The organism is Comamonas sp. CAH-2 (assembly GCF_009668305.1).
GTDB lineage: Bacteria > Pseudomonadota > Gammaproteobacteria > Burkholderiales > Burkholderiaceae_C > Comamonas > Comamonas aquatica.
In genome coordinates this window covers 19225-31125 of record NZ_VSWF01000011.1, presented here as the reverse complement: position 1 = coordinate 31125, position 11901 = coordinate 19225, and the positions used below count along the sequence as shown (strand labels likewise).

Sequence of the window (11901 nt, the reverse complement as noted above, 5' to 3'; positions counted from 1 at the left end):
CAGCCCGCCGCTGCTGCAGCGGTGGGTTCTGCATAAAAAAAGAGCGCCTTGCGCTGGTCTGCTGTGGTTTTCAGATGGTTTTGCCTCTGAAAGTCTTGCAGGCCAAGCGCAAGGCGCTCTGGTTGTTGGTGGTTGCCTATTGGCCGATGGCAAACACCACCGGGGTCCGGTTGTCCGGCTCGGTGCCCAGCTTCTTCCAGTCCTTCACGCTGCGGCTGGCAATCCGCGCGCTCTCCAGCGTCAGCCCGCTGGCCAGGGCTAGGCGGGTGCCGGCTTGCAGGCTGCCCAGCAGCGCCTGCCACAGGGCCGGGTTGCGGTAGGGCGTTTCGATGAACAGCTGGGCCTGGTTGTGGCGCTGGGCCAGCTGCTCCAGCTCCTTGATGCGCTGCACGCGCTGGGCGGCATCCTGGGGCAGGTAGCCGACGAAGGCGAAGTTCTGGCCGTTCAGGCCGCTGGCCGCCAGGGTCATCAGCAGCGACACGGGGCCCACCAGTGGCACCACCGGGATGCCGGCATCGTGTGCCGCGCGCACGATGGAGCTGCCAGGGTCGGCCACGGCGGGCATGCCGGCTTCGCTGACCAGGCCCATGTCGTGGCCCGCCAGGGCTGGCGCCAGCAGGGCCTTGGCATCAAACACCGCGCCACCTTGGCCGCCGTGGTCACCTTTTTTATGGGCTTCGCGCGGCAGTTCCTGCAGCTGCATCTGCTGCAGCGGCACGGCCAGGGGGTGGTGTTCGCCCACGCGCTTGAGGTAGGCGCGGGTGCTCTTGGCGTTCTCACACACCCAGTGCTGCAGGCGCGCGGCGGTGCGCAGCGTCAGCTCCGGCAGCACATCGGTGATGGGGGATTGCGTGGCGCAGCCGAAGTCCAGCGGCGCGGGGACCAGGTACAGCGTGCCCGGCGTGCTCATGGCAGGGTAATCCCGGCGGCGCGCACCATGCGGCAGGTGCGAATCATGGGCAGGCCGATCAGGGCGGTGGGGTCGTCGCTGTGGATGGCGTCCAGCAGACTGATACCCAGGCCTTCGCTCTTGGCACTGCCGGCGCAGTCGTAGGGCTGCTCGGCACGCAGGTAGCGCTCGATCGCGTCGTCGCTCAGGTCGCTGCGGAACACGGTCCGGATGACGGCGACATCGCTTTGTGCAAATCCGGTGGCATGGCACACCACGGCCACGGCCGTGTGGAACATCACCGTCTGGCCGCGCATGGCGCGCAGCATCTCGACCGCGCGCTCGTGCGTGCCGGGTTTGCCCATGGGCTGGCCGTTCAGGTCCGAGACCTGGTCGGAGCCGATCACGATGGCTTCGGGGTGCAGGGCGGCCACGGCATGGGCCTTGGCTAGGGCCAGGCGCAGGGCCAGCGCGCCGGGGGCTTCGCCGGGCAGCGGGGTTTCGTCGACTTCGGGCGAAACGGTGGTGAAGGGCAGGTTCAGGCGCTCCACCAGTTCGCGGCGGTAGCGGGAGGTGGACCCCAGGATCAAGGGGCGCTGTGGGGTGTGGGATTCAGACATGCTGGGATTCTCTTACACTGCCGCCATGAGCAAGGACTTTTCTCTGGATCACCTTGATGTGGCCGCGTTTGCCAAGGCTGGCGCGCTGCTGGAAGGTCAGGATCCGCTATCGATGTATGAGCGTCTGCAGCAGGAGGCGCAAGCTCCGGTGCAGGATGCAGCGGTCGTCACCTGGAGTGCCGAAGGCGAGCATGTGGCCGAAATGGGTGGCGCCGGCCACATCTGGCTGCACCTGCAGGCCGACTGCAGCGTGCCCATGGTCTGCCAGCGCTGCCTGGAAGTGGCCGAGATTGCGCTGCATGCCGAGCGCTCCTTCCGCTTTGTGAAGGACGAGGCCACGGCCGAAGTCCTGGATGACGAGGCGGAAGAAGACCTGTTGGCCATCAGCAAGGACTTCAACCTGCGCGAGCTGATCGAGGATGAGCTGCTGATGGAGCTGCCCCTGGTGCCCATGCACGAGGTGTGCCCGGCCGTGGTGCCCATGGCCTCCAGCGATGAAGACTTCGAGCAGGCCGTCACGGAAAAGACCAATCCGTTTGCAGTGTTGGCCGGGCTGCGCAAGAATAGCGGCCAAGACTGACGTTTTTTGGTGATCAGTTGCAAGCCGCCGCAAGGCGGTTTCCTGTTGGTGCGCTGTGGGTAACCCAGCGACCAAGCTGTGGAAGATACGTGGTGTGAACCGGTGTGTACCGAGGTCATCTTGCCAAGTTGCGGGGTGGTTCGCTTTGTTCCAAGGGTTTGAGCTATAATCGGGGGCTTCGCGCGAAACCCCCTCGTGTCTTTAATGGGCTGATCGCGTTTTTCACCAACCCTTTCAAGACCAGGAGCCATCATGGCTGTTCAGCAAAACAAAAAGTCCCCTTCCAAGCGCGGCATGCACCGTTCGCACAACGCTCTGAATGTGCCCGGCATCGCTGTGGAAACCACCACCGGTGAAGTGCACCTGCGTCACCACATCAGCCCCAACGGCGTGTACCGTGGCCGTCAAGTGCTGAAGAACAAGTCCGAAGCCTAATTCGCCTCGGCTGATCCAAGGCCCGCAGCTACTTTTGTTGTAGCTCGGGCTTTTGTGCTTTTTAATGCCGCTTATTTATTAGTCACTGGTTACCGGTCTCGTGCAGACGGGTAATGCTATTCATGATCACACTGGCAGTCGATTGCATGGGGGGCGACCACGGCCCCAGCGTCACGTTTCCCGCGTGCCGCCAATTTCTCACCACCCACCCGGATGTGCGCTTGCTGCTGGTCGGCCTGCCGCAGGCGTTTGCGGGGTGGCAGTCGCATGAGCGCGCCGAGATCGTGCATGCCTCGGAAGTGGTGACCATGGACGACGCCGTCGAGGTGGCCTTGCGTCGCAAAAAAGATTCCTCCATGCGTGTGGCCATCCAGCAGGTCAAGGACGGCAAGGCCCAGGCGGCGGTGTCCGCCGGCAACACCGGCGCTTTGATGGCCGTGTCGCGCTACCTGCTCAAGACCATGGACGGTATCGACCGCCCGGCGATTGCCACGCAACTGCCCAACGACCAGGGTGGTGCCACCACGGTGCTGGACCTGGGGGCCAACGTGGATTGCCAGCCCGAGCACCTGCTGCAGTTTGCCGTCATGGGCTCGGCGCTGGTGACAGCGCTGGACGCTGGTCATGCCGAACCTTCGGTGGGCTTGCTGAACATCGGCGAGGAAGCCATCAAGGGCAACGAAGTCATCAAGCGCACGGGCGAACTGCTGCGCGCGGCGGGTGATGCCAAGGCCATCCAGTTCATCGGTAACGTGGAAGGCAACGACATCTTCAAGGGCAACGTGGACATCGTCGTGTGTGACGGTTTTGTCGGCAATGTGGCGTTGAAGGCCTCCGAAGGCGTGGCAGCCATGATCGTGGGTGGCTTGAAGACCGAATTCAAGCGCAATATCTTGACGAAACTTGCGGCCATCGTGGCGTATCCGGTGCTAAAAGCGCTGATGAAGCGCATGGATCACCGTCGCTACAACGGCGCCGCCTTGCTGGGTCTGCGCGGCCTGGTGTTCAAGAGCCATGGCTCCGCAGACAAGTCGGCTTACGAGCATGCGCTCAACCGCGCTTATGATGCAGCCCGCAACAACCTTCTAGACCGTGTGCAAGGTCGGATTGCCCAGGCGGCCACGCTGTTGGCAGCGTCGGGCACCCCTTCCGCGCCTGCTGCTGCGGCAGATTGAGACGAGATGACACGTTACGCACGCATTACCGGCACGGGCAGCTATCTGCCTCCGCGCCGTCTGACCAACCACGATTTGGCGGCCGAGCTGGCTGAACGTGGGATCGAGACTTCGCACGAATGGATCGTGGAGCGCACCGGCATTGAGGCGCGCCACTTTGCCGATGCCGCCACCAGCAGCAGCGATCTGGCGCTGGAGGCTTCGCGCAAGGCGCTGGAGGCCGCAGGCCTGGCACCGCAGGACATCGACCTCATCATCGTCGCGACCTCGACGCCCGACATGGTGTTCCCTTCCACCGCCTGCATCTTGCAGAACAAGCTGGGCGCCAACGGCTGTGCAGCCTTTGACGTGCAGGCCGTGTGCAGCGGTTTTGTCTATGCCTTGACCGTGGCCGACGCCATGATCCGCTCCGGCGGGGCCCGCCGTGCGCTGGTGGTCGGGGCCGAGGTGTTCAGCCGCATCCTGGATTTCAACGACCGCACCACCTGCGTGCTGTTCGGAGACGGCGCCGGCGCCGTGGTGCTGGAGGCTTCCGATGCGCCAGGCATCCTGGCCAGCGACCTGCACGCCGATGGCAGCCACGTCGGCATCCTGTGCGTGCCCGGCAACGTCTCGGGAGGGCAGGTGCTGGGCTCGCCCCTGCTGACCATGGACGGTCAGGCGGTGTTCAAGCTGGCCGTGGGCGTGCTGGAGAAAGCGGCGCGTGCCACGCTGGAAAAGGCGGGCAAGACCGATGCCGACATCGACTGGCTGATTCCCCACCAGGCCAACATCCGCATCATGCAGAGCACGGCCCGCAAGCTCAAGTTGCCCATGGACAAGGTGATCGTCACCGTGGACCAGCATGGCAATACCTCGGCGGCCTCGATCCCGCTGGCGCTGGACCATGGCGTGCGCAACGGTCAGGTCAAGCCCGGTCAGACCGTGCTGCTGGAAGGGGTGGGCGGGGGCTTCACCTGGGGTGCGGTGCTTTTGAATATGTAGCTGTAAGCGCTTGCTGCGCAAGCGTTGAAGCCTGTTTTTACGAAGAATGAGAGACCGCAATATGAGCAAATTTGCATTTGTCTTTCCCGGCCAGGGCTCGCAATCGGTGGGCATGCTGGATGCCTGGGGTGATCACCCCGTGGTGGCCCAGACCCTGCAGGAAGCCTCGGACGCCCTGGGTGAAGACATCGGTGCGCTGATCAAGAACGGCCCCAAGGAAGATCTGGCGTTGACCACCAACACCCAGCCCGTGATGCTGGTGGCTGGCGTCGCCGCATGGCGCGTGTGGCAGGCCGAAGGCGGGGCGACCCCTGCTGCGGTGGCCGGCCATTCGCTGGGCGAGTATTCCGCCCTGGTGGCCTCCGGCGTGCTGACGCTGGCTCAGGCTGCGCCGCTGGTGCGCCTGCGTGCCGCTGCCATGCAGGAAGCCGTGCCCGTGGGCACGGGGGCCATGGCTGCGGTGCTGGGCCTGCCGGCCGACAAGGTCCGCGAAGTCTGCGCTGCCGTGACGGCGCAGCTGGGTGGTGCTGAAGTGGTGGAAGCCGTGAACTTCAACGACCCCGGCCAGACCGTGATCGCTGGCTCCAAGGCCGCGGTCGAGGCTGCCAGCGCGGCCGCCAAGGAAGCGGGCGCCAAGCGTGCCCTGCCGCTGCCGGTGTCTGCCCCTTTCCACTCCAGCCTGATGAAGCCTGCGGCCGAAAAGCTCAAGCTGGCGCTGGAGGCGCTGGAGCTGGGTGTGCCCCAGATTCCGGTGGTCAACAACATCGATGTGGCGGTGCAAACCGAAGCAGCTGCTATCCGCGATGCGCTGTACCGTCAAGCTTTTGGCCCCGTGCGTTGGGTGGAATGCGTACAGGCCATGAAAGCCCGTGGCATCACGCATTTGGTAGAGTGCGGCCCTGGCAAGGTGTTGGCTGGCATGACCAAGCGCATCGACGCGGACCTGGTGGGCGTGGCCCTGTTTGACCCGGCCACCCTGGCTGAAGTGAAAGAATTGCTCGCATGACCGAACAAAAGAAACAAGTGGCGCTGGTGACCGGTGCCTCGCGTGGCATTGGCGCCGCGATTGCGCTGGAGCTGGCCGAGCGCGGCTACACCGTGATCGGCACAGCCACGACCGACGCTGGCGCGGCCCGCATCGGCGAAACCCTGGCTGCCAAGGGCGGCCGCGGCGTGAATCTGAACGTGAACGATGCCGCCGGCGTGGATGCCCTGCTGGACGACATCCTCAAGACCGATGGCGGCCTGCATGTGCTGGTGAACAATGCTGGCATCACCCGTGACACCCTGGCCATGCGCATGAAGGACGATGACTGGTCCGCCGTCATCGACACCAACTTGCAAGCGGTTTTCCGACTCAGCCGTGCGGCTATTCGCCCGATGATGAAACAGCGCTTTGGGCGCATCATCAGCGTGACCAGCGTGGTCGGCGCGATGGGCAATGCCGGTCAGGCCAACTACGCGGCCGCCAAGGCCGGCGTGGCCGGCATGAGCCGTGCGCTGGCTCGCGAACTGGGCAGCCGCGGTATCACCGTGAACTGCGTGGCGCCTGGCTTCATTGCTACAGATATGACATCGGTTCTGCCAGAAGAGCAGAAGAAGGCGCTGACTTCTCAGATCCCCATGGGGGATCTGGGCAAGCCCTCCGACATTGCACATGCCGTGGCCTTTTTGGCCTCCGAAGGCGCGGGTTACATCACCGGCCACGAATTGCATGTCAATGGCGGTATGTACATGTAAATTAACGAAAGTTAAGCCGTTTCCTCGCGACGGCAGGCCGAACAGAGGCAAGTTCCTCGAAGCGGCTAGAATCGCGGGTTCATTCACAACCCCCTGAGGGAAACCATGAGCGATATCGAAGCACGTGTCAAAAAAATCATTGCTGAACAACTCGGCGTTGAAGAGTCCCAAGTGACCAACGAAAAGGCCTTCGTGGCTGACCTGGGCGCTGACTCCCTGGACACGGTCGAACTGGTGATGGCCCTGGAAGATGAATTCGGCATCGAAATCCCCGATGAAGATGCTGAAAAGATCACGACGGTGCAAAACGCCATCGACTACGCCAACACCCACCACAAGGCCTAATAGGTCTTTACGCACCGAGCGATAAGAATAAGGTTTGAACGCATGAGCCGTCGTCGCGTTGTCGTGACCGGCCTGGGATGTATCAGCCCCGTGGGTAACACGGTGGCCGATGCCTGGGCCAATCTTTTGGCCGGCAAGTCCGGCATTGACCGCATCACCAAGTTTGATGCCTCGAACTTCTCCTGCCAGATCGCGGGCGAGGTCAAGGGATTCAACGTGGAGGAGTACATGAGCGCCAAGGATGCGCGCACCATGGACACTTTCATTCACTTTGGCATTGCGGCAGCGGAGCAAGCGGTCAGGGATGCAGGTCTGCCCACGGGCGAGGCCTTGTCCGATGATCTTTCTACCCGCATCGGTTGCGTGATTGGGTCCGGTATCGGGGGCTTGCCCCTGATCGAGAACACCCAGATCGAACTGTCCAATCGCGGTCCCCGCCGCATCACCCCATTTTTCGTGCCCGCCTCCATCATCAACATGGTGGCCGGTCACGTATCCATGCGCTTCGGCTTCAAGGGTCCGAACCTGTCGGTGGTGACAGCCTGTACCACGGGCCTGCACTGCATCGGCGAAGCCGGGCGCATGATTGAATACGGCGACGCCGACATCGTCGTCGCCGGTGGCGCTGAGTCGACCGTGTCCCCCCTGGGCATCGGTGGCTTTGCGTCCATGCGCGCCCTGTCCACACGCAACGACGATCCCCAGTCTGCCTCGCGCCCCTGGGACCGTGATCGCGATGGCTTCGTGCTGGGCGAAGGCGCAGGTGTGCTGGTGCTGGAAGAGTACGAGCACGCCAAGGCACGCGGTGCCAAGATCTACGCCGAACTGGGTGGCTACGGCATGAGTGCCGATGCCGGCCACATGACGGCGCCCAACATGGACGGCCCCCGCCGCGCCATGATCAATGCCATGCGCAATGCCGGTGTGAACCCGGACCAGATCAACTATCTGAACGCGCACGGTACCTCGACCCCCTTGGGCGACAAGAACGAGAGCAACGCCATCAAGGCTGCGCTGGGCGATGCCGCTTACAAGACCGTGGTCAGCTCCACCAAGTCCATGACCGGCCACCTGCTGGGTGGTGCCGGTGGTGTGGAAAGCGTGTTCACGGTCATGGCCCTCCATGACCAGAAGATTCCGCCGACCATCAACCTGCTGAACCAGGACCCTGACTGTGATCTGGACTACTGCGCGAATGTGGCGCGGGACGCCAAGATCGACGTCGCGCTGAAGAACAACTTCGGTTTCGGCGGCACCAACGGTTCGCTGATCTTCAAGCGCATCTGAACCCCGACAGCACAAGGGCACGCATGCCTTCTGTGACCTCCTTACAACCCGCTGCTTGCCTGCCAAGCCGCGGGTTTTTTCTTGGCTAGCGAGAGCCTGCCATGCCAGAACGCCACAGCCCTGCGGTGACCTACCCCTTGCGCGCTGTGCCGCTGTTGCGCAACGGCCTGTGGGCGGTGCTGATCCTGGAGGCCGTGCTTCTGGCCCTGTGGGCTGTCGAGGGCGCAGGTCATGACCGCTGGCAATGGCTGCGCATGGCGGGGGCGGTGGCGATCTGGAGTGGTTGTGCCGTCTGGGGCTGGCAGGCTTGGCGTGCGATGCCGGTGGGGGCGCTGCAGTGGGATGGCCGTGTCTGGACCTGGCAGGGGCCCGGGGCGTCGGCCGTGCTGGTGGGGAGCGTGCAGGTGGTGCTGGACGGGCAGTCGCTGCTGTTGCTGCGCTGGCCCGGCAGCGCACAGCGGGGCCAGCGCTTTTGGCTACAGAGGGATTGGGCGCCGCATGCCTGGGGCGATGTGCGGCGTGCGGTATATTCACCAGCCCATCCTCCGTAAGATGTGCCGACGCTCCCAGCCTGGGAGGGCGCCGGATGCAGCATTGCGGTCAGGCGTTCTCGCGAGACTTCGCATTCATGACATCTGCCTCTGCGCCTTCTTCTTCCTCTGACAGCGATCTGCAACTGGTCGAGCGCACCGTCGCCGGCGATCAGCGCGCCTACGAGCTGTTGGTGATCAAGTACCAGCGGCGCATCGAGCGCCTGATTGCGCGCATGGTGCGCGACCCGGATCTGGTGCAGGACATCGCGCAGGAAACCTTTTTGCGGGCCTACCGCGCCTTGCACCAGTTTCGCGGCGAAGCGCAGTTCTACACCTGGCTGTACCGGATTGCCGTCAACACGGCCAAGAAGGCCCTGGTGGACATGCGGCGCGACCCGGTGGTGCTGGAGAGTGCGTTACACATTGCCGACGACGAGGATGAAACTTTCCGCCCTCGCCATGAACCAACCACCGACGAGACGCCTGAGACCGTCTTGGCTGCGCAAGAGATTGCCGCCGCGGTGAATGCGGCCATGGAAGCGCTGCCTGAAGATTTGCGCCAAGCTGTGACGCTGCGCGAAATCGAGGGCCTGAGCTACGAAGAGATTGCGGCTGCCATGAACTGTCCCATCGGCACGGTGCGTTCGCGCATCTTCCGGGCCCGCGAGGCCATCTCGGCACGTGTCAAGCCCTTGCTGGAGCGGCAGGGGGGCAAACGGTGGTGAAGGTAGCGACATCGGTCAAAAGCCAGTGAGCAGGTGAACCCATGATGGAACAAGAGATGAACAAGGAATTGCTGTCCGCCCTGGTGGACGGCGAGCTCCACGGCGATGAGCTGGAGCAGGCCTTGGCGTGCGCGGAAAGTGCCGACGGCTGCGCAAGCTGGGAGCTGTACCACCTGGTCGGCGATGTGCTGCGCTCGCCCGACCTGGCGCACCACAGCCAGCACGACCTGCTGTCCGGCTTGCGCCAGCAGCTGGCGGCCGAGCCGGCGCTGCGCCTGCAGCCCGCGCAGCTGGAGCAGGTCACAGCCGGCCTGGCGCAGCAGACCCCGGTGGTGGCCCTGCGCGACCCGGCGGCCAACACCTCGGTCTTCCGCTGGAAGGTGGCGGCCAGTTTTGCCACCGTCGCCGCCGTGGCGGCACTGGGCTGGAACCTGGTGAGCACCACCCCGGCCGGCGGCCAGGGGGCCCAGCTGGCCAGCAATGGCTTGGGCGCTGCGCCTGTGGTGGTGGCCACCGAGAACGGCGAAGTGCTGCGTGACCCGCGCCTGGACGCCCTGATGGCCAGCCACCAGCAGTACCGCGCCGCCCTGCAGGCGCCCGCCGATTTCCTGCGCAACGCCAGCTTTGCGGCGCGCAGCACGCAGGCCGCTAACCAGTGACCGTTGGTCAATTCGAGCGTCTGGCTGACAAAAAAAGTGAGCTGACTGCGCTTGAATATCAAGCGTTTCAGCGGTAAAACACTATGAACTCAAGAAAGAGCGCACACAAGGCGCTCTTTTTTTTGCTGTACACCTTGCCTTGCAGGCACCACTGCCACGTGCAAACCGCAGGATGCGGGAACCAAATCGCGTGGCGGTTTTCTGAGGATGTAACTGCGCGCTGCGCAGGCTGTGATTTTGGAAAGGATGACCACAATGCCTTCTATGCAACCCAAGCCCATCCATGCTGCGGTGCTGTCCCTGGCGATTGCTGCGGGTGCCGCCACCGGTGCGTGGTGGGGCGCTTCGGACCACCAGCTGATCGCACCGGCCCACGCGCAGACCGCGCCGGCCACCGCGCCGCTGGTGACGGGCCTGCCCGACTTCACGCAACTGGTCGACGCTGTCGGCCCCGCCGTGGTCAATATCCGCACCACGGAAAAAATCTCCACCCAGCCCTCGATGAGCGGCATGGACGAGGACATGCTCGAGTTCTTCCGCCGCTTCGGCCTGCCTGTGCCGAACGTGCCCCGCCAGGGCACGCCCGGGGGCAATGCCGACGAGGGCGAGGAGCGCCCCAGCGGTGTGGGCTCCGGCTTCATCCTCAGCCCTGACGGCTACGTGATGACGAATGCCCACGTGGTCGAAGGCGCCAGCGAGGTGATCGTGACGCTGACCGACAAGCGCGAGTTCAAGGCCAAGATCATCGGCTCGGACAAGCGCACCGACGTGGCCGTGGTCAAGATCGACGCCAAGGGCCTGCCCGCGGTGAAGATCGGCGACGTCGGCCGCCTGAAGGTCGGTGAATGGGTGATGGCCATCGGCTCGCCCTTCGGCCTGGAGAACTCGGTGACGGCCGGCATCGTCTCGGCCAAGCAGCGTGACACAGGCGACTACCTGCCCTTCATCCAGACCGACGTGGCCATCAACCCCGGCAACTCGGGCGGTCCCCTGCTGAACATGCGCGGCGAGGTGGTGGGCATCAACAGCCAGATCTACTCGCGTTCCGGCGGCTTCATGGGCATTTCGTTCGCCATCCCGATCGATGAGGCGGTGCGGGTCAGCGATCAGCTGCGCGCCACCGGCAAGGTCACGCGTGGGCGCATCGGCGTGCAGATCGGCCAGGTGACCAAGGATGTGGCCGAGTCGATCGGCCTGGGCACGGCGCGCGGCGCCCTGGTGTCGGCGGTGGAGCCGGATTCGCCCGCGGCCAAGGCCGGCATCGAGGCCGGCGACATCATCGTGAAATACGATGGCAAGTCCATCGACAAGGTCGCCGACCTGCCACGCCTGGTGGGCAACACCAAGCCTGGCACCAAGAGCAGCATCAGCGTGTTCCGCCGCGGGCAGATGCGCGATCTGACGATCACCGTGGCCGAGGTCGAGCCCGACGAGGCCCAGGTGGCGCGTGCCGAAGGCAAGTCCTCCCCCGGGGCCACGGCCACGGCCAAGCAGATTGGTCTGGTGGTGGCCGACCTGACCGAGGCACAGAAGAAGTCGCTGGCCATCAAGGGCGGGGTGCGTATCGTCTCGGCCGCAGATGCAGCCGCCCGTGCGGGCCTGCGCGAGGGCGATGTGGTGCTGGCGATCGCCAACAGCGAAGTAAGCAACGTCAAGGCCTTCGAAGCCGTGCTGGCCAAGGTGGACAAGAGCAAGCCCCTGAGCCTGCTGGTGCGCCGTGGCGAGTGGACCCAGTACGTCCTCATTCGCCCCAACGGCAAGTAAAGCGCTGCCCTGTCGGTTCTGTACAGGGGAGGCTATTCCTTGTGTAGGACTGACCTACTGAGGGCCTCCCGGGTTTTACCCGGGGCCTTGGGTAGAATGCCCGAGTAATGAGCGCGGCTACAGGCCATGCACGAGCGAGCACTTGCTGTGAACGGAAAGCAGACA

Annotated in this window: 14 protein-coding genes; 12 read left to right on the top strand and 2 right to left on the bottom strand. The window is 64.3% G+C overall.

Going from position 1 to position 11901, the window contains the following annotated elements; genetic code table 11:
• Window positions 1–136: 136 nt before the first annotated feature.
• On the bottom strand, window positions 137–910 hold the full coding sequence (locus tag FYM52_RS08740) for an SAM-dependent methyltransferase (protein ID WP_154163793.1): 774 nt from the start codon (window positions 908–910) through the stop codon (window positions 137–139).
• Window positions 907–1509: a Maf family nucleotide pyrophosphatase gene (locus FYM52_RS08735; protein WP_043379001.1), complete on the bottom strand. Its 603-nt coding sequence runs from the start codon at window positions 1507–1509 to the stop codon at window positions 907–909. The genes FYM52_RS08740 and FYM52_RS08735 overlap by 4 nt, the downstream gene beginning before the upstream one ends.
• 25 nt (window positions 1510–1534) lie before the next feature.
• Between FYM52_RS08735 and FYM52_RS08730 the strand changes: the two genes are divergently transcribed.
• From FYM52_RS08730 to FYM52_RS08675, 12 genes are all read left to right on the top strand, one after another.
• Window positions 1535–2089 carry a DUF177 domain-containing protein gene (locus tag FYM52_RS08730; protein WP_154163792.1) on the top strand — a complete coding sequence of 185 codons (555 nt, stop codon included), beginning with the start codon at window positions 1535–1537 and terminating at the stop codon, window positions 2087–2089.
• 252 nt (window positions 2090–2341) lie between these two features.
• Complete coding sequence (gene rpmF / locus FYM52_RS08725) at window positions 2342–2524, top strand: 50S ribosomal protein L32 (RefSeq protein WP_042411339.1); 183 nt, start codon at window positions 2342–2344, stop codon at window positions 2522–2524.
• A 122-nt stretch (window positions 2525–2646) separates the two neighbouring features.
• The gene (gene plsX, locus FYM52_RS08720; protein ID WP_043379574.1) at window positions 2647–3699 is read left to right on the top strand and encodes a phosphate acyltransferase PlsX; all 1053 of its coding nucleotides are present in this window, start codon (window positions 2647–2649) and stop codon (window positions 3697–3699) included.
• Window positions 3700–3705: 6 nt separating this feature from the next.
• Window positions 3706–4683, top strand: a complete 978-nt coding sequence (locus FYM52_RS08715) for a beta-ketoacyl-ACP synthase III (RefSeq protein ID WP_154163791.1) — start codon at window positions 3706–3708, stop codon at window positions 4681–4683.
• Window positions 4684–4744: 61 nt separating this feature from the next.
• Complete coding sequence (gene fabD / locus FYM52_RS08710) at window positions 4745–5689, top strand: ACP S-malonyltransferase (RefSeq protein ID WP_154163790.1); 945 nt, start codon at window positions 4745–4747, stop codon at window positions 5687–5689.
• The gene (gene fabG, locus FYM52_RS08705) at window positions 5686–6423 is read left to right on the top strand and encodes a 3-oxoacyl-ACP reductase FabG (protein ID WP_042411325.1); all 738 of its coding nucleotides are present in this window, start codon (window positions 5686–5688) and stop codon (window positions 6421–6423) included. Before fabD ends, fabG begins: the two co-directional genes overlap by 4 nt.
• A gap of 105 nt (window positions 6424–6528) precedes the next feature.
• Window positions 6529–6768 (top strand): acyl carrier protein, encoded by a 240-nt coding sequence (acpP, locus tag FYM52_RS08700; RefSeq protein WP_019575021.1) that lies wholly within the window; start codon window positions 6529–6531, stop codon window positions 6766–6768.
• A gap of 42 nt (window positions 6769–6810) precedes the next feature.
• Window positions 6811–8055, top strand: a complete 1245-nt coding sequence (fabF, locus tag FYM52_RS08695; RefSeq protein WP_154163789.1) for a beta-ketoacyl-ACP synthase II — start codon at window positions 6811–6813, stop codon at window positions 8053–8055.
• 101 nt (window positions 8056–8156) lie between these two features.
• Window positions 8157–8606 (top strand): hypothetical protein, encoded by a 450-nt coding sequence (locus tag FYM52_RS08690; protein ID WP_154163788.1) that lies wholly within the window; start codon window positions 8157–8159, stop codon window positions 8604–8606.
• A gap of 77 nt (window positions 8607–8683) precedes the next feature.
• A complete protein-coding gene (gene rpoE / locus FYM52_RS08685; RefSeq protein WP_154163787.1) occupies window positions 8684–9313 on the top strand; it encodes an RNA polymerase sigma factor RpoE in 630 nt (209 codons plus the stop codon).
• A gap of 41 nt (window positions 9314–9354) precedes the next feature.
• Window positions 9355–9972: a sigma-E factor negative regulatory protein gene (locus tag FYM52_RS08680; RefSeq protein WP_154163786.1), complete on the top strand. Its 618-nt coding sequence runs from the start codon at window positions 9355–9357 to the stop codon at window positions 9970–9972.
• 246 nt (window positions 9973–10218) lie between these two features.
• Window positions 10219–11736, top strand: a complete 1518-nt coding sequence (locus tag FYM52_RS08675; protein WP_370513817.1) for a DegQ family serine endoprotease — start codon at window positions 10219–10221, stop codon at window positions 11734–11736.
• Window positions 11737–11901: the final 165 nt, after the last annotated feature.

Coding starts and splice junctions, on each gene's coding strand:
- FYM52_RS08735 (WP_043379001.1), bottom strand. CDS start 1,509: ATGTCTGAATCCCACACCCCACAGCGCCCCTTGATCCTGGGGTCCACC.
- acpP (WP_019575021.1), top strand. CDS start 6,529: ATGAGCGATATCGAAGCACGTGTCAAAAAAATCATTGCTGAACAACTC.
- FYM52_RS08730 (WP_154163792.1), top strand. CDS start 1,535: ATGAGCAAGGACTTTTCTCTGGATCACCTTGATGTGGCCGCGTTTGCC.
- rpoE (WP_154163787.1), top strand. CDS start 8,684: ATGACATCTGCCTCTGCGCCTTCTTCTTCCTCTGACAGCGATCTGCAA.
- FYM52_RS08680 (WP_154163786.1), top strand. CDS start 9,355: ATGATGGAACAAGAGATGAACAAGGAATTGCTGTCCGCCCTGGTGGAC.
- fabD (WP_154163790.1), top strand. CDS start 4,745: ATGAGCAAATTTGCATTTGTCTTTCCCGGCCAGGGCTCGCAATCGGTG.
- fabG (WP_042411325.1), top strand. CDS start 5,686: ATGACCGAACAAAAGAAACAAGTGGCGCTGGTGACCGGTGCCTCGCGT.
- FYM52_RS08740 (WP_154163793.1), bottom strand. CDS start 910: ATGAGCACGCCGGGCACGCTGTACCTGGTCCCCGCGCCGCTGGACTTC.
- FYM52_RS08690 (WP_154163788.1), top strand. CDS start 8,157: ATGCCAGAACGCCACAGCCCTGCGGTGACCTACCCCTTGCGCGCTGTG.
- FYM52_RS08715 (WP_154163791.1), top strand. CDS start 3,706: ATGACACGTTACGCACGCATTACCGGCACGGGCAGCTATCTGCCTCCG.
- FYM52_RS08675 (WP_370513817.1), top strand. CDS start 10,219: ATGACCACAATGCCTTCTATGCAACCCAAGCCCATCCATGCTGCGGTG.
- fabF (WP_154163789.1), top strand. CDS start 6,811: ATGAGCCGTCGTCGCGTTGTCGTGACCGGCCTGGGATGTATCAGCCCC.
- plsX (WP_043379574.1), top strand. CDS start 2,647: ATGATCACACTGGCAGTCGATTGCATGGGGGGCGACCACGGCCCCAGC.
- rpmF (WP_042411339.1), top strand. CDS start 2,342: ATGGCTGTTCAGCAAAACAAAAAGTCCCCTTCCAAGCGCGGCATGCAC.